Genomic DNA, 24569 nt, shown 5'->3' on the forward strand with positions numbered 1-24569 from the left:
TGAGTACTGAGCGGAACCGGCCTCTTCCTGGCCGCCAGCGGAAGTAGCCCTGCAGGTCAGCGCCCGATATGACCCGCCAGCGTATTCCAACCGAAGATTTAGCCCTTACTTCCTCCGCCGATGGCGACGCAGCGTAAGGGACATTCTGGAGTAAGACTGCAGGCCAGGGCCGTTTACCAAGCCCGCGGTCGGATTAGAACTGGCAAACCTTCCTAATCCTCCGCAGAATCCGCGCATGGGCCTCGCAAACTCCGGAACAAAACCGCAGGTCAACGCCCCCTTGGAGCCCCCTGTCAGATTCGAACTGACGACCCCCGCTTTACAAGAGCGGTGCTCTGGCCAACTGAGCTAAGGAGGCGCACCCCGGAGGGCATGCGCCGAAACGACGCTAGATAAGGTTAGCCCAAGTCCGCCCGCTGGTAAAAACGTCGGCACCAACGGAAGGCGCACGGAACAACAAAGGCCCGGTTCCAGATATATCCGGTACCGGGCCTTTGCCAAGCTGTCCAAGCAGCCCTTGCCGGCTGACTAGCCCTTTGCGGCGATCGCAGCCTGAAGGAAGTCCGGGAAGGGGGTCTGGGCGCTGTCGCCCTTGCCCCACTGCTTGCCGTCAACGAAGACGGTGGGCGTGCCGGTGACCCCTATGGCGTTGGCTTCCTTGGTGGTGAATGCGACGTATGGGCGGTAGGTCTTGTCATCCACGCATTTGCTGATGTCCTGGGCGCCGACTTCTGTGGCCATCTTCTTCAGGTCGTTATCGGAGATGCCCGCGCTGCCTTCTGCAGGCTGTTTCGCAAAGAGCGAGTCCACCAGTGCGGCGTACTTGTCCGGGGACTCGTTGGCAACGCACGCCGCCGCATTGGCCGCGCGGGAGGAGTAGTTCGTGGAGGACCGGGAGTCCAGGAAGCCGAGCGGGCGGTACTCCACGGTGATCTTGCCGTCGTTGCGCAGGGAGGTCAGCTGCTCGTTGTACTTCGACTCAAAGTCCTTGCAGACCGGGCAGATGAAGTCGATGTAGAGAACCACCTTGACGGGTTTTCCGGCCTCGGCCTCGGCACCCGGCGCAACCACTTCGGCAGGAGCGGTTTTTGGTGCGTCCGGCAGGTCAGCAGCATTAACTGTTGCCGGCTCGGTCTTTGCCACGTCCGTGTTGGCGAGCAATGTGACGCCGCCGTGGGCGTTGCCGTTGGCCGGGGTGGGACCCTCGCCTGCGATGGGGGCGTTCTGCTTCATGGTAGTGGTCACCACCAGTGCCACGATTACCAGGATGGCAACCACTGCCGCCACGATGCCCCAGCCGATCAGCAGCTTGTTGCGCTTGTCCTTTTTCAGCTGGGCCTCGCGGATGAGGCGCGCTTTCTCGCGGGCCTCCGCAGTTCGCTCAGCCTTGGACTTACGTAGTTCGTTTGCGGGGGTCATGTGTTCCTTGGGTCGATCGATGTGGGGACCACTCAGTGGCAACTCCATCATTTTAGGGGAGAAAACCGGGAGCTTGCGCTGTCAAGTATTTCTCCGGAATGACCAACGAACGAATAGCACGGAAGATTCCGTCCCGTTATGGTGGGCTAAGAGGCACTAGCAACCCCAGGGGGCCGCAATGCAAACACCCGTCCAGGAAAAACCCACCGCTCCGCCAGACGCCGGCCCTGCCGCAGACGGCTCCAGTATAGGGACAAAATACGACTTCATGGTCGTGTCCAACAGGCTGCCTGTGGACCGATGCCCCACGGGAGAGGGCGGCGACGAAGGGGACGGCTGGCGCCGCTCCCCCGGTGGCCTGGTGACGGCCCTCGCCCCGATGATGACCAAGACCGACGGCGCGTGGGTGGGCTGGCACGGAGCTCCAGATGAGACGGTGGAGCCCTTCAGCCACGGAGGGATGGACCTGGTCCCCGTCCAGCTCAGCACCGAGGATGTTGAGCTGTATTACGAGGGCTTCTCCAACGCTACGCTGTGGCCCCTGTACCACGACGTCATCGCCCCGCCGGAGTTTCACCGTACTTGGTGGGATGCCTACCGCAGGGTCAACAGAAGGTTCGCCGACGCCGTCGTGCGCGCTGCAGACGAAGGCGCCACCGTGTGGATCCAGGACTACCAGCTGCAGCTGGTGCCGCGGATGCTGCGCGAAGCGCGGCCGGACCTGCGGATCGGGTTCTTCAACCACATCCCGTTCCCGCCGCCCGAGATCTTTGCCCAGCTGCCCTGGAGGCAGGCCATCATTGACGGCCTCATGGGCGCCGATCTGGTGGGCTTCCAGCGCCCCAGTGACGCTGGCAACTTCATGCGTTCGGCCCGGCGGTTCCTGGGCGCCAGCGTCAAGCAGCAGCAAGTGCACGTAAAAGGCCAGGACGGCGAGATCACGCACATCGCACGCGCCCAGGCATTCCCCATCTCCATCGACGTGCGCCAGATCAGCGAGCTGGCCAACAAGCCGGAGATCATCGAACGTGCCCGACAGATCCGCCAGGACCTCGGCAACCCCAAGACCATCCTGCTGGGCGTGGACCGGCTGGACTACACGAAGGGCATCCGGCACCGGCTGAAGGCCTACGAGGAACTCCTGAACGAGGGCAAGCTCACCGTGGGCGATGCCACCCTGATCCAGGTGGCCAGCCCCAGCCGCGAGCGCGTGGAACAGTACCGGCTGCTGCGTGAGGAGGTGGAGGGAACGGTGGGCCATATCAACGGCACCTACGACACCATTGAGAACACCGCTGTCCGCTACCTGCACCACAGCTACCCGGTGGAGGAAATGGTGGCCCTTTACCTGGCAGCCGACGTCATGCTGGTGACGGCGCTGCGGGACGGCATGAACCTCGTGGCCAAGGAGTACGTCACAGCCCGCAAGGACAACGACGGAGCCCTGGTGCTGAGCGAGTTCGCCGGCGCCGCGGACCAGCTCAAGCAGGCGCTGCTGATGAACCCGCACGACATTGACGGCCTCAAGGACACCATCATGCGTGCCGTTAATATGTCCCCCAGGGACGCAGCGCGGCGAATGCGGGCCATGCGCAAGCAGATCCTCGAACACGACGTGGACCACTGGTCCGCGGACTTCCTGCAGGCACTCAACGAAAAGGTCATCCGGGATGACTCCTGACGCCCGCGCCGCCAAAGGCCCGCTGACTCTTTCCCCGGAACTCCGGGAGGCACTCCGCGGTATAGCGCAGACAGAACACCTCCTGGTGGCATTGGACTTCGACGGCACCATCTCCCCCATCGTTGACCGTGCCGACGACGCCCGGCCACTTCCGCGCTCCGCCACCGCCCTTGCCGGGCTCGCCGCCTTACCGCGGACGACGACGGCGCTCATCTCCGGGCGGGCCCTGGCCAGCCTGCGCGCCGTGGCTTCACCTCCCGTGGACACGCTGCTCATCGGCAGCCATGGCGCCGAAGCATGGCTGGGCCCCGGGTCTACAGAGCTGACGCTGGACGAAGACCAGAAGTCCCTGCTCGCCGAGGTCCGTGGCATTCTCGAAGAGATCGCGGAACAGGCACCAGGCACGCTCCTGGAAGAAAAACCTGCCGGGGTGGTCCTGCACACCCGGCTCGCAGCCGATGACGTGGCCGAAGACGCTGTGGCAGCCGCCCGCGCTGTACTGCAGGACCGCAAGGGCGTATTCCTGAAGAGCGGCAAGCGGGTCCTGGAAACCTCGGTGGTCAACGCGTCCAAGGGAGAAGGCGTGACCTTCCTGCGGCAAATCACCGGGGCAACGGCGATCCTTTTCGCGGGTGACGACACCACAGATGAAGACGCCCTGGCGCGTCTGGAACCCGGCGATGTGGGCGTCAAAGTAGGACTGGACTTTACCCAGGCGCAGTTCCGCGTGGGGGCCCCCGTACACGTGGCGGAACTGCTGGAAACGCTATTGCAGGAACGCAGCCTCGTGGTGGCAGAAGAAGAGCCGGGGAGGTCCGGCAGCTAGCCGGCTTGACCAATCTCACATGTGACGTCTGTAACATTTAGGCCGAAAGGCCATTCGTCTGACATACTCTAGTCTGTGATGTGGCGCACAAGTAACGTGCGGCGTCACGCGATACTCCTCGGCTTCGGCCGGGGAGTACGCGGCTGCAATGCCGCGGACAACTGAATTACATGAACCATTCACAACGGATCGTCCGGCACGTACCTGCCGGTGAAGGGATTGATAACTGTGGCTACAGTTACTTTTGATAACGCTACGCGTCTGTACCCGGGCACAGAGAAGCCCGCTGTTGACAAGCTCAACATTGATATCGCCGATGGCGAATTCCTGGTCCTCGTGGGACCCTCCGGTTGCGGTAAGTCCACCTCGCTGCGAATGCTCGCAGGCCTTGAGGATGTCAACGCCGGCCGTATCCTCATTGGCGACCGCGACGTCACAGACGTTCCTCCTAAGGACCGCGACATCGCCATGGTTTTCCAGAACTACGCGCTGTACCCTCACATGAGTGTTGCTGACAACATGGGCTTCGCCCTGAAGATCGCCGGCGTCAGCAAGGAAGAGCGTGCAGAGCGCGTCCGTGAAGCCGCAAAGCTTCTCGACCTCGAGCCTTACCTGGACCGCAAGCCGAAAGCGCTCTCCGGTGGTCAGCGCCAGCGTGTTGCCATGGGCCGCGCCATCGTGCGTAACCCGCAGGTCTTCCTCATGGATGAGCCGCTGTCCAACCTGGACGCCAAGCTCCGTGTCCAGACCCGCACCCAGATCGCATCCCTGACCCGCCGCCTGGGCGTCACCACCGTCTACGTGACCCACGACCAGGTCGAAGCCATGACCATGGGCGACCGCGTTGCAGTCCTCAAGGACGGCCTGCTCATGCAGGTTGACACCCCGCGCAACCTCTACGACAAGCCGAAGAACGTGTTCGTCGCAGGCTTCATCGGCTCCCCCGCCATGAACCTCCTGGAACTCCCGGTCGTCGACGGCGGCGTCCAGTTCGGCGGAACGGTCTACCCCGTACCGCGCAACGTCCTCGAAGAGGCACACGGCAGCACCGTCACCCTGGGCTCCCGTCCGGAAGACCTCGAGACGGCCCCGGCCGGCGAGGGCCTGAAGGTTGAGGTGGACGTTGTCGAAGAACTCGGCGCCGACGCCTACGTCTATGGCCACACCACGCTCGATGGCAAGGACCACGACATCGTGGCACGCGTCGACGGTCGCCGTCCCCCGATGAAGGGTGAGGTCATCTACGTACGTCCGCAGTCGGGCCACGTGCACCTGTTCGACACCAAGACCGGCCTGCGCCTGGGCGACTAGTCCCCACCGGCGCCCTGACCAACCGACGGCGGCCCTCCTTCACTGGACGGGCCGCCGTCGGCGTTAATCATGGCTGCGCCATGTTTAGGCTGGCCGCCCCTATGTACGGAAGAATTGACCCATGACCGAGGAATACAGCGCCCAGTGGCACGACGAACCCACCGACTACGCGCAGATCGGTAAGCTGCCGCGGTCTGAGGCGGCCAGTGCCAATGACGATAAGCTCTCCGCGGTCTCAAGCTCGCTGAACATCACTGCCGCCGCTGCCGATCCCGAGTTACTGGACCTCCCTTGGCACATCGCCCTTGAAGACTGGCCGGCGGAGAACCTGGCGGCCCTCCCCCGCGGCATCTCGCGTCACATCGTCCGCTTTGCCCACCTTGGCGGCTCCGTCATCGCCATCAAGGAAACGTCCGAGCACGTGGCCCGCCATGAGTACCACATGCTTCGCAAGCTGGCGCGGCTGGACGTTCCCTGCGTGGAACCCGTCGCCGTCATTGCCGGCCGCACCACCCTCGATGGCCGGCCCCTGAACCCTGTACTGGTCACCCGGCACCTGAAGTTCTCCATGCCGTACCGCGCGCTGTTCTCACAAATGCTGCGCAAGGACACGCTGACGCGCCTCATCGATGCCCAGGCCCTCCTGATGGTCCGGCTCCACCTCATCGGCTTCTACTGGGGCGACGTCTCGCTCTCCAACACCCTGTTCCGGCGCGACGCTGGCGCCTTCGCGGCCTACCTCGTGGACGCCGAAACCGGGGAACTGTATCCGGATCTTTCCACCGGGCAGCGCGAATATGATCTCGAGATCGCCCGGGTGAACATCGCCGGCGAACTCATGGACCTGTTGGACGGCGGCCTGATCGAGGAAAAGGTGGACCCCGTGGCCACCAGTGAACTCATCATGGACAGCTACCGTCGCCTGTGGGCGGAACTGACGGAGAAGGAATCGTTCGAACTCGGCGAGCGCTGGCGCGTGGGCGCACGCATCCGGCGCCTCAACGAACTGGGATTCGACGTCGAGGAATACATGATCAAGACGACCCAAAACGGCTCCACCATCCAGCTCCAGCCCAAGGTGGTGGATGCGGGCCACCACCAGCGGCGCCTCCTGCGTCTTACCGGCCTCGATGCCCAGGAGAACCAAGCCCGCCGCCTCCTCAACGACATGGACTCGTTCCGGGCTGACAACAACCCGGACATGGACGAAGAATACAGCGCGCACCTTTGGGTCAGCCAGATCTTCGAACCCATCGTCCGCTCCATTCCCCGGGACCTCTCCGGCAAACTCGAACCGGCTGAAGCCGTACACGAGGTACTGGAGCACCGCTGGTACATGTCCGAAAAGCAGGGAAGGCACATCCCGCTTGCCGAGGCCGTCCAGTCCTACATCGAGTCCATCCTTCGCCACCGCCGCGATGAGGCTGCCATCATGCTGAATCCTGACACAGAGATGCTCAAGATCCTGGAAGTGGAAACCGAAGAGTCCAGGTACGGCGGCGACGAATCCATCGACGAGTACCCGGACGTCGACGACTAAGCGGCTACCGGACTTCCTAGATGGCTTTGCCTGGGTTCAAGATGCCAGCAGGGTCAAAGAGCTGCTTGATCCTGCGCTGCAGCTCCCTGACCGGTTCAGCCTGTTCAAGGCCCAGCCAGCGAAGCTTGTATTGCCCGACGCCGTGTTCGCCCGTGATGGTGCCGCCCATCTCCAGGGCAGTGGCAATGGAGGCATCCAGCGCAAGATTGAGCCGGTTCATGGCCTCTTTGTCGACGGCGTCGTCCAGCCGATCAATCCAGAAGGTGGGGTGCAGGTTGCCGTCGCCGGCATGGGCCACGACTTTCAGGTTCACGCTGTGGGCCGCCGCCATCACCTCCAGCGCTGCAACGTAGTCCACGAGGCGCGAGCGGGGCACTGCGACGTCTTCGCCCACCCGGTATTCGTCATCCACCTCAACGCCCCGGCTGCTCCTCCTCAGCTCCACCAACTGCTCCGCCTCAGCACTTGCTTCCGTGGTGACGACGGCGCCGCCGGCGGCGAGGACCGCGCGGACCACGTCGGCTTCCGCGCCAGCGCCAAATCCGTCGGTCTGGATCAGGAGCAGTGAGCGGCCGCGGGAGCTCAGGTCCGAGCCGTGGAGGCTGTCGAGCTGGGCAAGCGTGCCGCCGTCGAGCAGTTCCATGATGGCCGGCTGAACCCGGGCGCGGCCCACCGCCAGGACGCCGGAGGCCGCACGCCTGAAATCCGGATAGAACGCGGCAATGGTGTGTACTTCACGGGGCAGGTACTTGAGGCGCACGGTCACGCCCACCACAATCCCCAGTGTCCCTTCCGAGCCGACGAACAGCCCTGTCAGGTCATAGCCCGCCACGCCCTTGAACGTCTGGTGCCCTGTGTGGATGAGCGAACCGTCGGCCAGCACCACGTCCAGTGCGAGGACTGAGTCCCTGGTGACGCCGTACTTCGCGCACCGCAGGCCGCCCGCGTTGGTGGCAACGTTGCCGCCGATCGTGGACATGCGGAAGCTGGCCGGGTCCGGCGCAAACATCAGGCCGTGCACTGCCGCTGCCTCGTTCAGGACTGCGTTCACAACACCGGGTTCGACGACGGCGGTCTCGTCGTCCGGGTTCAGGTCCAGGATCCGGTTCATCCGTTCCAGGGACAGGACCACCGAGTTCCTGGTGGCGTGGGCGCCGCCCGAAACGCCTGTTCCAGCCCCGCGAGCCACCACGGCGACAGCGTGGTGGCTGCAGCTCCGGATCACTGCCTGCACATCCTCCGCCGATTCAGCGAAGACGACGGCAGCAGGCTGCTGGTAGTCCAGGACGGGTGCCTGGTCCACTGCGTGCCACGCGAGCGTGGCCTCATCGGTGCTCACCTTTTCCGGCCCCAACCTGCTTTTCAAGTCTTCAACTATGCTGCCCACGCAGCCTCCGGTCGTCGTCGCATCTGTCCCCCCAGTTTAGGGCTGGCGGACGGACGAAAGGGATTGAAGTTCAGCTTCTGGCTACTCGTTGGAAGCGCTTCCATTACAGCCGATTCCTCCACTCATTTGACAATAAGCACCCTTGTAGTCACATAGGTGGAAGCGTTTTCATTTTTTCGGCAAGGGGCCCTAAACTCAACCCCATGTCCGTTGATACAGTGATCTCCGCCACAGCCCCGCTGACGGGTCCGCTGACCCTCATCCATGACGCCGACAAGGCCCCTGGCTGGTGGCGCTCGGCCGTCATCTACCAGGTGTACCCCCGGTCCTTCCGCGACCTTAACGGTGACGGGATCGGAGACATCGCGGGCATCACCGAGGAGCTGCCGCAGCTCGCGGAACTGGATGTTGACGCCGTCTGGCTGTCCCCGTTCTACCGGTCCCCCCAGCGTGACGCCGGCTACGACGTCAGCGACTACTGCGACGTTGACCCGATCTTCGGTACCCTGGGCGACTTCGACATCATGATGGCCGAGGCCAACCGCCTGGGCCTGAGGGTCATCGTGGATGTTGTTCCCAACCACTGCTCGGCCCAGCACGTGGCCTTCCAGGCGGCCCTCGCGGCACCGGCAGGCAGCCCAGAACGGGATCTGTTCATTTTCCGGAACGGGAAAGGCCCTGAAGGCAACGAGCCGCCCAACAACTGGCAGTCCCACTTCGGCGGTCCGGCCTGGACCCGGATCATCGGACCGGACGGCCAGCCCGAGCAGTGGTACCTGCACCTCTTTGATTCATCCCAGCCCGACTTTAACTGGGACAACCCCGCCGTCCACGCCGAATTTGAGCGGGTGCTCCGGTTCTGGCTGGACCGCGGCGTGTCCGGGTTCCGCGTGGACGTGGCCCACGCCCTGGTCAAGGCCCCCGGGCTCCCCGAGTGGGGCGGCAGGGCGGACGGCAGCAGCTCGCACGGCTTCCCCGGCCACGAGGCGCCCATGTTCGGCCAGCCGGCCCTGCACGACATCTTCCGTGCCTGGCGCCTGATCCTTGACGAGTATGGTCCGGACCGCATCCTGTGTGCCGAAGCCAACGTGGATCCGCTGCCACGCCTGGCACACTGGGTCAGGCCCGATGAGATGCACCAGGCCTTCAACTTCCCCTACCTGCACGCGGGGCTGGACGTGTGGCGGCTCCGCTCGGTCATCACTGACTCCCTGACTTCGCTTGATGCGGTGGGGGCGCCGAGCACATGGGTGCTTTCCAATCACGACGTCGTCCGGCATGCCTCCCGCTTCGGCTACAACGGCTCCGGCCCGCGCGACGGGGACGGCATCGGGCCGGCCGATCCCCAGCCCGATACAGCGCTCGGGCGCCGGCGCGCGGCAGCCGCCTCCATGTTCATGCTCGGGCTGCCCGGCGCCGCCTACCTTTACCAGGGTGAAGAGCTGGGCCTGCCGGATGGCATCGACATCCCGGAGGGCCTCCGGCAGGACCCGACGTTTGCGCGTACCGGCGGCACTCGGCTGGGACGCGACGGCTGCAGAGTGCCGCTGCCCTGGCGCGCCGCGGAGCGCCACAACGGTTTCGGTTCCGGCGAGGATCCCTGGCTTCCGCTGCCGGCGAGCTTCACCGAACTGGCGCGGGACGCCCAGGCGGCGTCGCCGTCGTCGCACCTCTCCCTCTACCGAAACATGCTGGCCCTCCGCCGGCAACTGGCCCTGGGCCGCGGTTCCCTGGCGTGGGCCGAAGAATGGTGCACGGGCTCGTCTCTGGCCTATGTAAACGGCACTACGCTGGTGCTTATGAACCTGAACCACGAACCTCTGAAGATGCCTGCAGGCCGGGTCCTCGTCCGCAGCGCGGAACCTGACGCAGGTCATTTCCTGGCTTCCGGAGAAACCGCATGGCTGGAGATCGATCGGAGCAGCGCGCAGTAGTGGGACTTGCGGGCATCAAGGAGGTAGCCGACAGGGCCGGGCTGTCTATTGCCACAGTGTCCCGGGCCCTCAGCGGCAAAGCAAATGTCTCGGCCAAGAGCCGGCAGCTCGCGCAGGCAGCGGCGGAAGAACTTGGCTTTGTGCCGTCCTACCATGCCGCCAGCCTGGCCTCAGGCCGGAACCACAATGTGGGGCTGGTGGTTCCGTTCGTCCACCGCTGGTATTTCTCCTCCGTTCTGGAGGGTGTATCCACCACGCTGTTGGACGCAGGTTATGACCTGACACTGTACAACGTGGGCGACCAGCCGGAACGCCGCCACAGCGTCCTGAATGACTTCCTGCTACGCAAACGGCTGGACGCGGTGATCGCGGTGGCGCTGGTGCTCAGCGAAGCCGAAATCAAGCAGCTGCTGGCCATACACAGGCCCATTGTGGGAATCGGCGGGGCCCTGGCCGGGGCGTCCACAATCAGGATTGATGATGCACGCCTCGCCCGGATGGCTGTCGACCACCTGATCAGCCTGGGGCATACCCGGATCGCCCATCTGACCGGCGATCCGGAACTGAACAGGGACTTCAAGCTGCCCGGGATCCGCCAACGCAGTTTTGAAACAGCCATGAAGGCCGCCGGGCTCAGTGTCCGGCCGGAATGGCAGGTGTCGGCGGATTTCACCATCCAGGGCGCATACGCCAGCGCCCGCCGGCTCCTTGGTACGGCCGAGCGCCCCACCGCGGTCTTCGCTGCCTCGGACGAGATGGGAATCGGCACCATTCTGGCCGCCCGCGACTTTGGTTTGCGTGTGCCTCAGGACCTTTCGGTCATCGGCATGGACGGACATGAACTGGGTGAAGTCTTTGGACTGACCACCATCGACCAGGACGCCCGAGGCCAGGGCGCGCTGGCAGCCCAGCTACTGCTGGAAAGGCTCGACGCCGGCGCTAAGCAGGGTGCCCGGCTCTCCTCGGGCGTTCCGGCCACCGTGGACCGGGAGTACCCGACCGAGTTCGTGATCAGGACCAGCACCGCTGTTCCGCCTGTCTAGGCCGGCCCTGGTGTCCCGTCGGGTACCGTGCCACCCATGAACCGCACAAAGCGGTTCAGCACGTCCGGCCAGTCAGCTGCATAGGCTGCGCGCGCGGCGGGTGGATCCTCAGCGCCCTCCCAGCCGTCATGGACCAGCCGGACCTCGGTTCCGTCCTCAACAGCCCTAAACGCGACCCGCATTTCCGTGGACCACAGCGCGGTGGTTCCGGGGTGCCAGGTGGCGTGGAAGGACAGTGGCGGCTGCCAGTCATCGATAGTGCCCCAGATGGTGGTCCTGCCGTCATCTGCTGTCTCGAGGATCATGTTCTCTTCAAACTCCACATATGAACCCGCACCATAGACGCCGTGCGATTCCAAAGGCCACCACAAATGAGTGTGGTCGGTGAAGCCGGCGAAGGCCTGGGCAATCGACCCCGGAACGGTCACCGCGCAGATGACGGGGTCCAGGCTATCCTGCTGCTCGGCAGGGTCCGGAACGGAATCATCGGCGTGGCTGAAGAGGCTGTCCATAGGTGTCAACTGTACCGGCGCGCCCAGGGCACACGCTCTCTCACTTCCTGCAGGCTTTACCCCAACGCTCTCTCACTTCCTGCAGGCTTTACCCCAACGCTCTCTCACTTCCTGCAGGCTTTACCCCGACGGCGGTGCTGGCGCCCGGGTTGGGACGTTGCGGTTCGGTGGGAGGCGGTAGCGATAGCGACATGGCAATCCGCATAATGCGATTGCGGACTCGCGTCACGGCGTGCTAGCGTCTTGCTGATCGTGATCCGTCGGCAGGAGGTGAGACCCATGAACGCAGTATCCGCAATGGGTGCTCCCCTGCAGTGCACGATCGCGCGACTGAGCTAGTCGCCACCGGGAGCCCCTAAACAGGCAATTCGCGAAAGGCGACTCCCATGAACACAACACCTTCTTCAACTCTGCATCTCTCCACGACGGCGGTCTCCGACCGGCCGAGGTCCGACCAGGATCAACCGCAGGCAGACGCCACAAAGCAGTTCCCCGCCGTGGGTGAGCGAGCGTTGGTCCTCGGTGGTGGCGGATCAACAGGCAATGCCTGGCTGATTGGCGTTATCGCCGGCCTATTTGATGCGGGGTTGGATGTGACCGCCGCCGATCTGATCATCGGGACGTCGGCGGGATCGACTGCCGCGGCCCAGATCACCAGCGCAACCCCCGCCAAACTGCTTGCCGACATCCTCGCCGTTGCGTCCCAGCCACGGACTGGGCCGGCCGGATCCGGGGGTGGCCCTGTCCGGACTAGACCGGCGATGAATCACATGGAGACAACGAGCGCAATCATAGCGGCCGCTGAGGATCCGGCGGACATGCGCCGCAGAATGGGTGCGTGGGCGCTCGGAACGGATGCGGCGGCGAACAGTTCCAGGCAAACACAGTGGCGCGAGACCGTCGCCGCTCGGCTTCCCAGTCGGCTCTGGCCGAAACAGCGGATGCTCATCACGGCGGTCGACGCCCATACCGGTGAGCCGGTCGTGTTCGACCGCCACGGCGGAGTCGACTTGGTGGACGCCGTGGCCGCAAGCTGTGCCGGTGGCTTCGCATACAGTATCGGCGGGAACAGATACATCGACGGCGGCTACCGATCCAACGCCGAAAATGCTGATCTGGCAGCCGGGTACAGGCGGGTGCTCGTGCTTTCCCCCTTCGGTGGCCGATCACGGACGCCGGCGGACTGGGGCATGCAGCTCGCAACACAGGTCGACCACCTACGCGCAGGCGGCAGCAGAGTCGAAACGATCTTCCCGGATAGCGACTCCGAGCATATGTTCGGCGCCAATGCGATGGATCTGTCGCTGCGTCCGCCCGCGGCACAAGCTGGTTACAACCAAGGCAGAGCCCTCCCCGAGCAGCTCGCCGAATTCTGGCGCTGACGCCCACGAAACCAGTCGAGTCCGTAGGCGTAACGACACCTGCCCATGCTCGATGGCCGACCGCCGCGACACGCCTCGCTACCTTCAGGTGCCCGGCTCTGGACGCGTTCGCATGCAGCCTGCCGGGTGCCTGGCATGTCGTTCACGGCCCGGGTGACCGTTTGCCGGAGAACGCCGACGGCGGCAGCAACGTCGAGAATGGTGGCTCCCCTCACGGGCGGGCCACGGGAAGTGGAGGTCATAGAAGGTTATAACTTGGGCCGTCGACCTAACGGATGCTCTCTCACTTCATGCCGGGTTTTCCCGGATGCTCTCTCACTTCATGCCGGGTTTTCCCGGATGCTCTCTCGCTTCTGGCGGGGTGTGGTTGAAGGCTCCGGTAGGTCTCCTAGCCGGCGGCGGTGCTGGCGGCCTGTTGGGAGGTCCTGGATGTCCGCAAGAAGTGAGAGAGCGTCCCGGGACTCGCTACAGGAAGTGAGAGAGCGTCCCGGGACTCTCACGGGCTGCCAACGATGACAGGGCAGCGGAGGGCAATACGTCGTATCCGGTGGCTCGCGCGCCGGACCAATTGAGCCCGACCAACAGACCGTCCCGTTCCAACCCAGGGAGCCATCGGGAGCGCCACTCATTAAGCGGAATCGAAACGACTTCGAAGCCCCCGTAGGCGGAGACTGTCGACTGAATTTTGCGTGCGCGAGTGGCCAAGGACCAAAACGGCATGCTCCGCACCCCATCCGCGTTGACCGGGGCGGAAAATCCGTTCTTGTCCCGAACTGCCCAAACCTCGCCCAAACGGTGAACTTCATCGAAGAAGGCGTCTGCATGCGCGGCACTAATGCTCATGCAGACATCATCTCAATTACAGGCAGTCGATGACTTCCAAAGGGAGGTTGACACACAGAGGCACTAAAAGTCATGTCCGCCAGGCCAGGCCTGACCCCCCCTATTAACTTACCTTGAGCCGCAGACAGATCGTCGGAAAGACAGTGCCGCCAAGCAGGTCAATTCTTTGCTGAATCACGCCGGCTCAAGGGCATTTCCAGTCCGGTCCCTCCGGTGCGTCGAGCGGGCACAAACGTTTTACACGGAATTCACGACCCCTTGGCCTGCGGGAAAACTCCGCGCCGTAGGGTCTGCTAATGTTGCTCATCAGGCCGTCAGGCCGCTATGGAGCACTTCACCACCGGGGGGAAACGCGAGTGCAAATTTCAGTTATCGGTTGCGGTTATCTTGGAGCCGTCCACTCAGCCTGTCTGGCAGAGCTGGGACATGATGTCGTAGGCATCGACATCGATGAAAACAAGATTGCATCCCTAAGGGAAGGCAATGCCCCGTTTTTTGAGCCAGGCCTTCCAGAACTACTCAGATCAGCCGGTGAAACGGGACGGCTGCGTTTCTCTTCGGAGACAGCTGATGCGCGCGGCGCAAGGATCCACTTCATCGCAGTCGGCACTCCGCAGAAGAAGGGCGAAAACGCGGCGGACCTGCGTTTTGTCGACGCTGCTGTGGAGTCACTGCTGCCGTACCTGTCCGACGGAGACATCGTCGTGGGAAAGTCAACGGTTCCGGTGGGCACAGCCCGCCGCCTCGCGGAAAGGGTGACGGCCGCTAACAGCACAGTCAGTCTGGTGTGGAACCCCGAATTCCTGCGGGAGGGATTCGCGGTCCAGGACACCATCTCCCCGGACCGGCTGGTCTACGGACTGCAGGACCCGGCTGGATCGCCGGGGCCGGCCGCTGTCCTGGATGAGGTCTATGCCGGTGCGCTGGCCCGGGAAACACCCCGAATCATCACCGATTACGAAACGGCCGAACTCGTCAAAGTCAGTGCCAACGCCTTCCTGGCCACCAAGATCTCATTCATCAACGCTATGGCGGAGGTCTGCGAGGCGACCGGCGCTGATGTCACGCAGCTGGCCGACGCGATCGGGCTGGACAACCGGATCGGCCGGCGCTTCCTCAACGCCGGTCTGGGCTTCGGCGGCGGCTGTCTGCCAAAGGACATCCGTGCATTCATGGCGCGCGCCGGTGAGCTGGGCGTGGACCAGGCGCTTTCCTTTTTGCGGGAGGTGGACGCCATCAACATGCGCCGCCGGAACCGTACGGTGGACCTGGCGCGTGAAGTGTGTGGCGGCTCCTTGATCGGCCGTAAGATCGCCGTCCTCGGGCTGGCCTTCAAGCCGGATTCTGACGATGTGCGGGATTCTCCTGCCCTGAACGTGGCGGCCCAGCTGCAGCTGCAGGGTGCGGCAGTTTTGGGGACCGATCCGCAGGCTGTGGATAATGCCCGGCTCCGGTTCCCCGAGCTGACCCTCGTGAAGACTGTGGAGGAGGCGACGGAAGCCGCCGATGCCGTGATGATCCTGACCGAGTGGAAAGAGTACCGGCAACTGGACCCACACTGGCTCGGCCAAATAGTCGGTGCGAAAACCATCGTGGATGGCCGCAACTGCCTGGATCCGTTGACCTGGCGCGCCGCGGGCTGGCGTTACCGGGCGCTCGGGAGGCCCTGAGAACGGCGGGTGATGCGTACCATGAATCTCCGAACTGTCATCCCGTTGCCCGTCCGCAGTACCGTCCAGGCGGCCCGCGTGGGGTGGCGCCGCCAGCGACTGCGCCTTTCCAGTGCCTGGCGGGTCTGGGTTCTGGCCCGCCAGAACCTGACCTGCACCGAACCAGTTACCGGGGATGCGGCGGTCTGCGTCAGCCTGACCACCTACGGGAAACGGCTGGAATCTGTATTCATGACCATCGAATCAATAGCGGCCGGTGCCGTGCGTCCTGCCCGTCTGATTCTGTGGCTGGACGATCCCACGGTATTCGCGGCTCCTCCCGAGGAGCTGCGGCGGCTGGCCAGCCGCGGCCTCGAGATCTATCTGACGGACAATCTGGGTCCGCACACCAAGTACTACCCCTATGTCACCGGGGAGGACGACGGCGTGCTGTCGCTTGTAACGGCCGACGATGACATCGTTTATCCAGTCACCTGGCTGGCCGGATTGATGGAAGCGCACCACCGGCACCCGGAAGACGTGATCTGCTACCGTGCGTGGGTTGTGCGGACCGAGGATGGTGCCCTGTCGCCGTATGACAACTGGGATCCATGCCTGAGCAAGGAGCCGAGCGTGCGGAACTTCGCCACTGGGGTTTCGGGCGTGCTTTATCCTCCGTTGATGATCAGGCAGCTGGCTGCGGCCGGTACTGCCTTCCGCGACGCCTGCCCGGCAGCCGATGACATCTGGCTGCACGCAACAGCTCTCCGGGCGGGACTAAAGGTCCGTCAGGTCACGGCCCGTCCGCAGCACTTCCCGTTGATTCCCGACACCCAGGACGTGGGTCTGGCCCGGAGTAACTTTGTGGGTGGACGCAACGACACTCAGGCGGCGGCCACCTACACGGCAGCGGACATTATGTTGCTTGAGGGTGCTTGAGGCCCAGCGCCCCTGAGCCAGCCGACTGCTACTCCCGTCAACCGCCAACCAAACAGCGTCCAGCCAGCTCCGCATCGGGGAGCTGGCTGGACGCTGACCAAGGACAATCGCTTGGCGCTGCCCGCCGCCGTCGCTTATTCAGACTGCGGCGAGGACTGCGGGCCGACGCGTCAGTTCGCGATCCGGAAGGTCGTTCCTGCACTGGTCGCGATGTTGCCGGCTGCATCAACAGCCTTCGCACGCACCGATACCTGCATGTTCGCGTACTTCCTGGAGTCAAGCGTGGCGGCCCAGGTACCGTCAGCCTGCCTGGTTGCATCTGCCAGCCGGAGGGTGTCCGCCCAGAAACTAACCGCCGTGACTCCTACGTTGTCCGACGCCTGCGCCTTCAGGGTAACAAGGCCCGAGACCGTAGCACCGGAAGCCGGGGACGTCACGTTGACGACTGGGCTCACAGTATCCGCCGGGGGGACCACTATGGCGACGGGTGCGCTGTCCGCTCCGGCGGTCAGCAGTGCCGTAACGCTGCCGTCGTAGTCGTTCGGCGCCGGGATAAGGGACCCTGCCCCGTCAATGCGTGCCTGAAGTCCGTCGGTAAGATGGAAGTCACCAGCGGGGCCATTGACGAAATTTACCTGACCGATGCGGGTACCGTTGTGTCCCACGGAGGCAGGCTGGGCACACAGGCCTTTGTTCCAGGACATCACGATGGTGTTGGTCATCGGGGAGTCGCAGTTGGACAGGTAGCCAACGATATTCCGGTCAAAGACCAGGCCAGGCAGGGTCCCCACTTTGGCCGAGTCGCCGATGAAGGTGTTGTTCCGAAGCGTGAAGTTCGTGTTTTCCGTCGTGGTGCCCATGTCCAGGGTGACACCGCCGGTGCAGAAGGCGGCGACGCAGCCTTGGACGAAGTTGGATTCGACCAGGACATCGTGGGTTCCCCAGCCCATGCCCGGGGAGAAGATGATCCCTGAGTTGTAGCAATTGGACAGGAAGTTGCCTCGAATCACCACGTCACTTGCATCAAACATTTGTATGCAGTCCGAATGGAATCCGTCGAAGCTGGTCTGGGTGTAGTTGCGGATGGTGTTGCCCTGCACGAGGACACCCTTCGCCTGGCCGATCTGCAACCCGTCCGTGGAAACCCCGTTTTCGAAGAGGGAGTTGGTGACCTCCACCTTCTGGCCGCGGATGTACGCTCCGGATCCGTTGACGTGGATCATGTCCAGTTTCACCCGCACAGAAGCTTGGCGGACCATCACTGAGTCGGTAAAGGTCAGGTTCCGCCAGGTGTGGGCGGAAGCGTAAGTGTCCAGGCCTGCAATGCTGACGGCAGCGCCGGCAGCTGGTTCAATGACGATGTTCTCCGGCGTGCGGGCCAGAAAATCCGCAACCAGTCCGGCCTGGGCCGGCAGGGTCACTTTTGCATAGTTTCCCGAGACCAGCTGGACCCTGTCGCCGGATGCGGCCTTTCCGAGGGCGGCTGTCAGTTGGCACGGAGCAGCCTGGGTACAAACGGTGCCGGAACCGGTGGGAGACGCGTAAAGTGACGTCGTCGCGGCTGTGGCTGCGGGGGAAAAGGCTACCAGGGCTGACAGCAGAACCATCAGGAGCGATCCGGTGGTGACGCATTGGCGGATGAGAAATTTCATTATTTGTCCCTCGTATTTTGTCCCTGAAAAGGGGACGGGGTGGGAATGAGATTTCAGACTAGGAGCGTCACCAGCCCGGCAGTCGGGAAACTGTGCCACTTGTGTTTAAGCTGATTAAATCCTCGGCAATCTAGGGACGAACCTGCGGAAAGCCTGCGAAGCGGTCCCGCCGCAGGCCCTCCGGAACCCGTGTTTCGGACCGTGGATCGGATAGGCCGCGGTCGTCACCAGCAGCATTCCCGGCTTCAACGGAATACTGCGCAGCGAAGGACAGTAGGAGTGGGCGGCCGGCATTTTTCAGGCTTTTGCAGGACACGCAATAATCGTTTGAGGGCAGGAAAATGACCCGCAAATTGGACTGAGAAATTCAGTTCCGAATTCCCGGGGAGCAGTCTTATGCACGCATGTAGTTCGCTATCCGAGGATCAGCGCGAGGCGGCTGCAGCTTGGTTTGAGAAGGGCCGCGGATAGTGCAGCAGCGAGGATGGTGACCAAGCAGAGAGGGAGGCGCACTCTTTCGAGCTCAAGCTGGTACTAATGGAACGGTTCATCGCGGCTGAGACCAGCCCGGATCCACACTGAACTGCTGCTTGACACATGCGAGAGCATCCAGGGTCTCCAGGACCAGCAGCCTCATGACGAAATTCTCTGGCGCGCCGGCGCCGGCCAGGCGATGTGCTGCAAGGGAAACGGCTACGAAAATGCCGTGATGGAGAGGTACTTCAGCCACCTCAACGAAGAGCTCTTTCCTTGGTCCGTTCCTCGGCATCAAAGCACTGGCAACGGCATCGCAGCAGTACATACTCTGGCACTACAGCGAAAGAATCTCGACAAATTAAGGGCCTGAGCCCGGTGCAATACCGTACTCAGGCCCTCGCGGCTTAGGCTCTTATTTGGCCAGTCCAACTTCCGGGGACCAGTTCATGATGTCCGGGCGTTCCCCTATGCTTCAGCGGGTCATCGGTTCAGTTTGCCACCTGCACCGTTACCGGAGAGCTGCTCCCTTGATTTCCAGTGGCATCGGTAGCCTTGGCCGTAATGGCGTAGCTGCCGTTTGGGTACGACGAGGTATTGACCGTGGCTCGCCAGGTACCATCAGGCTGGAGGGTTGCCGAGGCTATCCGGGTCGTCTGTACCCAGAACGTCACAGTGGCGACCCCCACGTTGTCGGATGCGGCGGCCACCAGCTGCACGTTCCCGGACAACCGTGCTCCGCTGGAGGGGCTGATGAGCGTCACGATGGGTGCGACGGCGTCGGGCGTCGGTGTCGCTGTTGGTGTCGGTGTCGGTGTCGCTGTTGGTGTCGGTGTCGGCGTCGGTGTCGGTGTCGGTGTCGGTGTCGGTGTCGGCGTCGGTGTCGGCGATGTCTGCGTCAGCTGTGCGGTCACCAGCCATCCGTAGTAGCGGCCGGTCGATGTCCTCGGATCTCCTGTGTAGCCGTGGTTGCTGGTCAGCGTCGCAATGCGAGCCTGATCAATGACCACCTGCCGGACTTGTGCGGGGGTCCTGCCCGCGCACAACCCTCCTGGGCGCATACAGTTCAACACCACGCCGCTGGTGGCCGCAGCCGACATGCTGGTTCCGCCCGGCAAATAGCCGTAACGAGCACCTCGCAGGGTGGTGTACGGGCATGCCCCCGGTGCCGCCACGGTGTGGGCGATGTCCGCGGCCGAGACGGCGAAGTTGGTATCGCTGGTCGGCCGGTCATCTATCCAGCTGGTTTGGTTGTTGCAGGGCGGTGTGCCCAATCCCCCGGGCTTGCCATCCCAATCCGCCATATTGGTGGCGGTCAATACCTCGTCATAGGCGGCCGGAATAACACCGGCCAAATCGGCAGAAATGTGGCCCGCGGCGGCAACAATGCTCAACCCTTTGGCCGTGAGCGAGCAGATCGCCAAATGGACGGCGTCTCCGTTGTCCGCCCCGCAGTTGCCGTCGTCGGCCCCCCGGGCGCCCAGGCTAATGTTGACCAGCCGAATATTGTAGTTCCCCGCGTTGGCGGAGATCCAGTCCAGCCCACACAGCAGCGAGTCGATCGTCCCCTGATTTGATTTGTTCATCACCTTGACTGAGAAGACAGGTGCGCCGGGGGCGATGCCGACTATCCCTTTATCGTCATCGCGGGCGGCAATGACGCCGGCCACGCCGGTACCGTGACCGCCGAGATCTGTGGCGGTGTCTTCCGAACTGCAGTTGACCTGGCCCACCACGTTCAGATCAGGATGAAGTTCCACTCCGGAATCCACGACGGCGACAGTCGGAAGCTCGGCGCTGTCGGCCTTACCGCTGCCCGCCCAGGCGGGCTCCCTGTCCGCATCGAGCCGAGTCACCACTGGAGCCACGGTTTGGCCGAAGCCGGTCAAAGGGTGGGCCTCGGAGACGCTGACGATCCTGTTATCAGTGCCCATGTCTACCAGTTGCTCGGCCGTGAGCTGGGCGCTGAAGCCCTGAACAACGGAGCGGTAGATCCGGATGGGCGAGATATTTTCCTCGGCGAGAACCGTGTCAACCTGTCCTGCCTCCACTGTGACGATATAGTCCCCGGCGGAGCCTGGGACGGGGGCCGCGGCGGCGGGGTCAGGGGTCAGATCCGTTTCGTCCACCGGCGCTGCGCTCGCTGCCCACTCGTCAATGATGGGAGGCACGTGGTCTGCCGGCTGAACGGCCGCAAGTGTAGCCGGACCGGATGGGCCCGACTGGGACAGGCCCGTTGAGCCGTTCATGCCAATTGCCGCGATGAACACTGCCGACAGCAGCGAGGCAATGATGCCCGGGACGAGGATGGCGGAAGCCGTCGTCGAGGAGGCACGGCGACCGTACGTCATGGCCCCTCGCCGGCGAAGGCACGTCTGTAACCGAAACTGGCAGAGGACGGATCGAGGTGCGCTACCGACTGTCCGGCGGACAGGGCGATCCGGATGATGCTTTCGTGCCGCGACCGCCAGGAGTTGGCGGAAATGAAGGCCTGTCGTTCAGTCTCGGTGGCCTGTCCCAGTGCCAGGGCTGAATCCACCACTTCTGCGAAATCGGCCACCGTGTCCACCAGGATGATGCGGCCGCTGATGGAGCGGACGGGGGGCAGATCGACCGAGATGACCGGACACCCGCCAGCCAAGTATTCGTAGACCTTAAGGGGACTCATGGCGGAAGTGAGTTCGGTCCGGCGGTGGCTAAGCAGGCAGACGTCCACGTTTCGGATGGTAGCCACCAAAGGCTGCCGGCCTACAGCGGGCAGGATGTGGACGTTAGCTCTTTCCCGTAGCGGGTCCAAGTAGCCGGGCAAATTGCGGTCCTGGTGCCCGAGGAGGATGATCTGCAGGTCCGGGCGTGCCGCAGCCAGGATTACCAGGCCCTCAACGTCCAGCCGCGTGTCCAGGGTTCCGACATAGAGGGCGCGCGGGTGCGAAATGCCGGCCAGCCAGTCCGGCTCGGCCGGGGGCGGGCCCTGCCATTCGGTTGGCTCCACGCCGTTCGGAACCACGGCGTGCGGGCCCGTCGGCTCAATCCTGTCGATGATCTGCTGGGAGACAGCGACCACTGCATGCCCCCGCTCGCGGATGTTTTGGTACGCAGCACGGTAGCCGGGCCAGTACTGCTGGCGCGGGGTATAGACGGACCAGTCGTCGCGGGCGTAGAACGTCACGCCCTTCGTCCAGGCCAAGGAGGAGAACCCGGCCACCAGCGGGTTTGTCGTGATGGCCGCGGGCTGATCCAACCCTGCTGCCTGGGCGGCCCGGCGGAGGCTTGCGTCGTAGTGCGCATAGGTTCTCCGCAGGCCCCGAAGCGTGGTGGGGTCCGACCGCCTGAGCCGGAGTGGGGTGTGCAGGGTATGCCCAGGCGTGGTGGGGAAGGGTGCGTCTGCGCGTCCGATGACGGCACGCAGCAGTCTTGCCGGTGCACTGCGCGGGGGGTTCGCCACCAGTACCCTGCGGATGTCCGGATGCTCCAGCAGGGTGGAAAGCAATCGGTCGGGCGGGCGCATCATTCCTCGCTGGACGGCGTCGTTATAGGTTTCGATGGAAAAGGTGAACAGCGCGTCGCGCTGGTGGGGATCGATAGGCGTCACGACGCGGTCTCCTTCAGGGTGCTGGCATCTGTATTGGCCGGGATACCCGCTGTTTGAGCGGTGGTGCTGGATGTCCTTATATGCCCGCCGGGCGTGCCGAACAGGAGTTCCCGTGCGCGCGGATAACCCGCTTCCCATTCATCCCGGCGATGCCAGACCTCGCTCCACATCCGCCGTTCCCGTTTCGACAGGCGCTCCAGGAATGCGCGTAGCCCCGCTCCTGCCCGGAGCAGCGACACCCCGGCCCTGGCCTTGGCCGGCGGCCAGGTTGCACGAAGCATCGTCGCTTTTCCGGCCATGACCATGCACATTTTGGAGCCGCCGTTGTCTCGGGAGGCGGCGCCGCCCTCATGCTGGATGACGGCATCAGGAACAATGACGCTGCGGTACCCCAGGCCCTTCGCACGCAGGCAGAATTCGGCGTCTTCGGAATACAGGAAATATCGCGGATCCATTCCCCCGATAGTCAAGAAATCGTCCCTCCGCACCAGCAGCAGGCATCCGGTGACTACCGGAACCTCCCGCACCGTGTCCCGCTGCCAGCTACCCAGGGATTCCGGGTCGAAGACCCGGCTTCCGGCGAACGCCGTCGAGGCCCCTGAGGCAAAACAGGCCAGACCCCAGAGGGACGGCGCACCCCAACAGGAACTGCCGTCGGTGGCACCGTTCCCATCGACGATCCGTCCGCCGTAAATCCCGTACTGCGGGTTGGCTTCAGCGAAACCGACCAGGGCAGTCAGTGATCCGGGCAGAAGCAGGGCGTCGGGGTTCAGCAACAGCAGATAATCCTCACCGCTACGGTCAGCCCCGAGGTTAACGGCGCGCGCGAAGCCCAGGTTGCTGCCTGTTTCAATGACCTCCACTTCCGGGAACCTTTTGCGGATGGCCTCAGCGCTGCCGTCCCAAGAGTCGTTGTCCACTACCAGGACACGGACACGGTAGTCGGACTGATGGACGAAGATCGACTCGATGCAAGCCAATGTCTTGTCCCTTGTGTTGTAACTGACCACGATGACCCCGATGGAGCCAACGGCAGGGCGCTCAGCCAGGGCGGGATTGGAGGGATTCGCTAACGGGCTGGGAGTAGCGCTCATATTGCGTTCTCCCGGACTGCGTCCCACTCGCCGCGGTCCTCCGAGGCGACGGCGGCAGCCGGTTGAAAGGGATCGGCGCCCGAAAGGACCGCCTGCAGTGTTGCCAGAATGGCCCCCATGTCAATGTCCGCGGCCGCGACCACCGTGATGTTAAGCGTGTCAAGGTAGTTGCTGGCCAAAATACCGAGCCGCTCAGAGGGGTCCAGGCTGGTCCAGAACAAGATGTTCCTCACAGGCTGACCCACAAAGTAGCGGGGACGAAAGGCCGCCGGGAGAAAGGTGGCCATCGCATCCCAGGTATCCCGGGACAGGTGGACTGAATGGCCGGCGGAAATACCTGCATTGCTTTGCGCATGGACGCTCGCCACGGCTGCGGCACGGTCCCCGTCAGGTACGAGCGTGACCGGCACAACCCGCACCTGGTTATTCATTCCGCTGTCTCCGCTCCGCCGTCCGGAAATCGGAACCGCGATGGTTACCGCCGACGAATCGCCAATGGGAACAGCTCTGGCGACGCCGTAGGCTGCCGCCGCCGCCATGAGGTCGGTGAGTGATCCACCCAGTGCACGCGCCGTCCGCTGGGCGGTTTTTAGCTCTATTGAAGTGACTCCATACTGCCGGGCAGACGCTTGCTCCTGCCCGACAGAACTGCGGGAGCGGATGGCTCTGAGGTTCCGACCGATGACTTTGCGCAGCCGCACCAGCGGAGGCTTCGCGGCTGCGGCCGAGCGCCTGCCGGCCCATGTCGGATGGCTGCTGCAGAAGTTGCGCCACGCGGCGATGAAGAGCTCAAGAGCATTGGCCGGGGCGCGGACCTCCGGCGCGGGTGGCAGTGGCGGACGGTCCCCGGAGGCATCCGTGAGGAGAACGTCCAGGGTGGAGACCCCCGATAGTCCGTCCCCCAAAACGTGGTGCATCTTGATCACCAGAAGCAGATCGCCTCCCGCCAGGTCCACGACGAGCACGTTCCAAGGTGACCGCCCCATGTCCGACTCTCCGTTGGCGTCTCCGTGGAGGATCTCCGCCGAAATATCAGACTCTTCCAATACCTCTGGATGCAAACGTAGGTGCGCGGTAGTGCTGAAGCTGGCATCGGGTACCCAGGCAGGAGCCATGAGGCCGGCCGGAGCATGCTGCAGCCTGTGGCGAAGCCGGGGGAGGCGCTGCGACCATCCCTCGATCTCCGCCGCGATCCGGTCCATGTCGGGCGCTCCATCGGCGCGCCTGAGGCCGCCGTCTCCTGCCACGCGCACCGCAGTCGCATTGTAAAACGATCGTTCCGCAAGGATGG

The 24569-nt window shown here is 63.8% G+C and carries 19 protein-coding genes and 1 tRNA gene; 9 read left to right on the forward strand and 11 right to left on the reverse strand.

Translation table 11 applies throughout. The features are described 5' to 3' along the window. Positions 1–281 precede the first annotated feature (281 nt). Both J7E83_RS20430 and J7E83_RS20435 read right to left on the reverse strand, forming a co-directional pair. Positions 282–358 (reverse strand) — tRNA-Thr (locus J7E83_RS20430). Between the two features lie 170 nt (positions 359–528). Then, complete coding sequence (locus tag J7E83_RS20435) at positions 529–1419, reverse strand: thioredoxin domain-containing protein (RefSeq protein WP_214965907.1); 891 nt, start codon at positions 1417–1419, stop codon at positions 529–531. 178 nt (positions 1420–1597) lie between these two features. On the opposite strand from J7E83_RS20435, the gene otsA reads away from it, so the two are divergent. The 4 genes from otsA to J7E83_RS20455 all read left to right on the forward strand — a co-directional run bounded on the left by otsA (position 1598) and on the right by J7E83_RS20455 (position 6777). Then, complete coding sequence (gene otsA / locus J7E83_RS20440; RefSeq protein ID WP_285289386.1) at positions 1598–3100, forward strand: alpha,alpha-trehalose-phosphate synthase (UDP-forming); 1503 nt, start codon at positions 1598–1600, stop codon at positions 3098–3100. After that, on the forward strand, positions 3090–3926 hold the full coding sequence (gene otsB / locus J7E83_RS20445) for a trehalose-phosphatase (protein WP_214965909.1): 837 nt from the start codon (positions 3090–3092) through the stop codon (positions 3924–3926). Before otsA ends, otsB begins: the two co-directional genes overlap by 11 nt. 228 nt (positions 3927–4154) lie before the next feature. Continuing rightward, positions 4155–5237 (forward strand): ABC transporter ATP-binding protein, encoded by a 1083-nt coding sequence (locus J7E83_RS20450; RefSeq protein WP_214965911.1) that lies wholly within the window; start codon positions 4155–4157, stop codon positions 5235–5237. 121 nt (positions 5238–5358) lie between these two features. Further along, positions 5359–6777, forward strand: coding sequence for a DUF4032 domain-containing protein (locus J7E83_RS20455; protein WP_214965913.1), 1419 nt, complete (start codon positions 5359–5361; stop codon positions 6775–6777). A gap of 16 nt (positions 6778–6793) precedes the next feature. Here J7E83_RS20455 and J7E83_RS20460 read toward each other — a convergent pair whose 3' ends face one another. Then, on the reverse strand, positions 6794–8164 hold the full coding sequence (locus J7E83_RS20460; RefSeq protein WP_214965915.1) for an FAD-binding oxidoreductase: 1371 nt from the start codon (positions 8162–8164) through the stop codon (positions 6794–6796). A 203-nt stretch (positions 8165–8367) separates the two neighbouring features. Here J7E83_RS20460 and J7E83_RS20465 point away from each other — a divergent pair, with 203 nt between their 5' ends. Together J7E83_RS20465 and J7E83_RS20470 are read left to right on the forward strand one after the other, a co-directional pair. Next, positions 8368–10098 carry a glycoside hydrolase family 13 protein gene (locus J7E83_RS20465; protein WP_214965917.1) on the forward strand — a complete coding sequence of 577 codons (1731 nt, stop codon included), beginning with the start codon at positions 8368–8370 and terminating at the stop codon, positions 10096–10098. Continuing rightward, positions 10065–11141 carry a LacI family DNA-binding transcriptional regulator gene (locus tag J7E83_RS20470; protein ID WP_214965918.1) on the forward strand — a complete coding sequence of 359 codons (1077 nt, stop codon included), beginning with the start codon at positions 10065–10067 and terminating at the stop codon, positions 11139–11141. Before J7E83_RS20465 ends, J7E83_RS20470 begins: the two co-directional genes overlap by 34 nt. On the opposite strand, the gene J7E83_RS20475 is transcribed toward J7E83_RS20470, so the two are convergent. Next, on the reverse strand, positions 11138–11653 hold the full coding sequence (locus J7E83_RS20475) for an SRPBCC domain-containing protein (RefSeq protein ID WP_214965919.1): 516 nt from the start codon (positions 11651–11653) through the stop codon (positions 11138–11140). The two genes, J7E83_RS20470 and J7E83_RS20475, sit on opposite strands and share 4 nt — an antisense overlap. Positions 11654–12039: 386 nt before the next feature. Between J7E83_RS20475 and J7E83_RS20480 the strand changes: the two genes are divergently transcribed. Further along, on the forward strand, positions 12040–13035 hold the full coding sequence (locus J7E83_RS20480) for a patatin-like phospholipase family protein (protein ID WP_214965921.1): 996 nt from the start codon (positions 12040–12042) through the stop codon (positions 13033–13035). Positions 13036–13500: 465 nt separating this feature from the next. Here the strand turns inward: J7E83_RS20480 and J7E83_RS20485 are convergent, their stop codons facing one another. Next, entirely contained in the window at positions 13501–13878 is a 378-nt protein-coding gene (locus tag J7E83_RS20485; protein ID WP_214965923.1) for a DUF2750 domain-containing protein, read from the reverse strand. A gap of 356 nt (positions 13879–14234) precedes the next feature. Between J7E83_RS20485 and J7E83_RS20490 the strand changes: the two genes are divergently transcribed. Together J7E83_RS20490 and J7E83_RS20495 are read left to right on the forward strand one after the other, a co-directional pair. Continuing rightward, the gene (locus tag J7E83_RS20490; protein WP_214965925.1) at positions 14235–15548 is read left to right on the forward strand and encodes a UDP-glucose/GDP-mannose dehydrogenase family protein; all 1314 of its coding nucleotides are present in this window, start codon (positions 14235–14237) and stop codon (positions 15546–15548) included. A gap of 21 nt (positions 15549–15569) precedes the next feature. After that, positions 15570–16466: a hypothetical protein gene (locus J7E83_RS20495; RefSeq protein ID WP_214965927.1), complete on the forward strand. Its 897-nt coding sequence runs from the start codon at positions 15570–15572 to the stop codon at positions 16464–16466. A gap of 170 nt (positions 16467–16636) precedes the next feature. Here the strand turns inward: J7E83_RS20495 and J7E83_RS20500 are convergent, their stop codons facing one another. From J7E83_RS20500 to J7E83_RS20525, 6 genes are all read right to left on the reverse strand, one after another. After that, positions 16637–18118 carry an Ig-like domain-containing protein gene (locus tag J7E83_RS20500; RefSeq protein WP_214965929.1) on the reverse strand — a complete coding sequence of 494 codons (1482 nt, stop codon included), beginning with the start codon at positions 18116–18118 and terminating at the stop codon, positions 16637–16639. Positions 18119–18665: 547 nt separating this feature from the next. Continuing rightward, positions 18666–18848, reverse strand: coding sequence for a hypothetical protein (locus J7E83_RS20505; protein ID WP_214965930.1), 183 nt, complete (start codon positions 18846–18848; stop codon positions 18666–18668). Positions 18849–19083: 235 nt separating this feature from the next. Beyond that, positions 19084–20943, reverse strand: a complete 1860-nt coding sequence (locus J7E83_RS20510; RefSeq protein ID WP_214965932.1) for a S8 family serine peptidase — start codon at positions 20941–20943, stop codon at positions 19084–19086. Beyond that, positions 20940–22184, reverse strand: a complete 1245-nt coding sequence (locus J7E83_RS20515) for a glycosyltransferase (RefSeq protein WP_214965934.1) — start codon at positions 22182–22184, stop codon at positions 20940–20942. Before J7E83_RS20515 ends, J7E83_RS20510 begins: the two co-directional genes overlap by 4 nt. Then, complete coding sequence (locus J7E83_RS20520; protein ID WP_214965937.1) at positions 22181–23278, reverse strand: glycosyltransferase family 2 protein; 1098 nt, start codon at positions 23276–23278, stop codon at positions 22181–22183. The genes J7E83_RS20515 and J7E83_RS20520 overlap by 4 nt, the downstream gene beginning before the upstream one ends. After that, a complete protein-coding gene (locus J7E83_RS20525; RefSeq protein WP_214965939.1) occupies positions 23275–24531 on the reverse strand; it encodes a wax ester/triacylglycerol synthase family O-acyltransferase in 1257 nt (418 codons plus the stop codon). The genes J7E83_RS20520 and J7E83_RS20525 overlap by 4 nt, the downstream gene beginning before the upstream one ends. Positions 24532–24569: the final 38 nt, after the last annotated feature.

The sequence above is a fragment of the Arthrobacter sp. ISL-48 genome (assembly GCF_018613805.1).
In the GTDB taxonomy this organism is placed as follows: domain Bacteria; phylum Actinomycetota; class Actinomycetes; order Actinomycetales; family Micrococcaceae; genus Arthrobacter.

Excerpts from the sequence above, each read along its gene's own strand:
- J7E83_RS20475 (WP_214965919.1), bottom strand. The coding sequence starts at position 11,653 with ATGGACAGCCTCTTCAGCCACGCCGATGATTCCGTTCCGGACCCTGCC.
- J7E83_RS20470 (WP_214965918.1), top strand. The coding sequence starts at position 10,065 with ATGGCTGGAGATCGATCGGAGCAGCGCGCAGTAGTGGGACTTGCGGGC.
- otsA (WP_285289386.1), top strand. The coding sequence starts at position 1,598 with ATGCAAACACCCGTCCAGGAAAAACCCACCGCTCCGCCAGACGCCGGC.
- J7E83_RS20465 (WP_214965917.1), top strand. The coding sequence starts at position 8,368 with ATGTCCGTTGATACAGTGATCTCCGCCACAGCCCCGCTGACGGGTCCG.
- J7E83_RS20435 (WP_214965907.1), bottom strand. The coding sequence starts at position 1,419 with ATGACCCCCGCAAACGAACTACGTAAGTCCAAGGCTGAGCGAACTGCG.
- J7E83_RS20520 (WP_214965937.1), bottom strand. The coding sequence starts at position 23,278 with ATGAGCGCTACTCCCAGCCCGTTAGCGAATCCCTCCAATCCCGCCCTG.
- J7E83_RS20480 (WP_214965921.1), top strand. The coding sequence starts at position 12,040 with ATGAACACAACACCTTCTTCAACTCTGCATCTCTCCACGACGGCGGTC.
- J7E83_RS20500 (WP_214965929.1), bottom strand. The coding sequence starts at position 18,118 with ATGAAATTTCTCATCCGCCAATGCGTCACCACCGGATCGCTCCTGATG.
- J7E83_RS20485 (WP_214965923.1), bottom strand. The coding sequence starts at position 13,878 with ATGAGCATTAGTGCCGCGCATGCAGACGCCTTCTTCGATGAAGTTCAC.
- otsB (WP_214965909.1), top strand. The coding sequence starts at position 3,090 with ATGACTCCTGACGCCCGCGCCGCCAAAGGCCCGCTGACTCTTTCCCCG.
- J7E83_RS20455 (WP_214965913.1), top strand. The coding sequence starts at position 5,359 with ATGACCGAGGAATACAGCGCCCAGTGGCACGACGAACCCACCGACTAC.
- J7E83_RS20510 (WP_214965932.1), bottom strand. The coding sequence starts at position 20,943 with ATGACGTACGGTCGCCGTGCCTCCTCGACGACGGCTTCCGCCATCCTC.
- J7E83_RS20495 (WP_214965927.1), top strand. The coding sequence starts at position 15,570 with ATGAATCTCCGAACTGTCATCCCGTTGCCCGTCCGCAGTACCGTCCAG.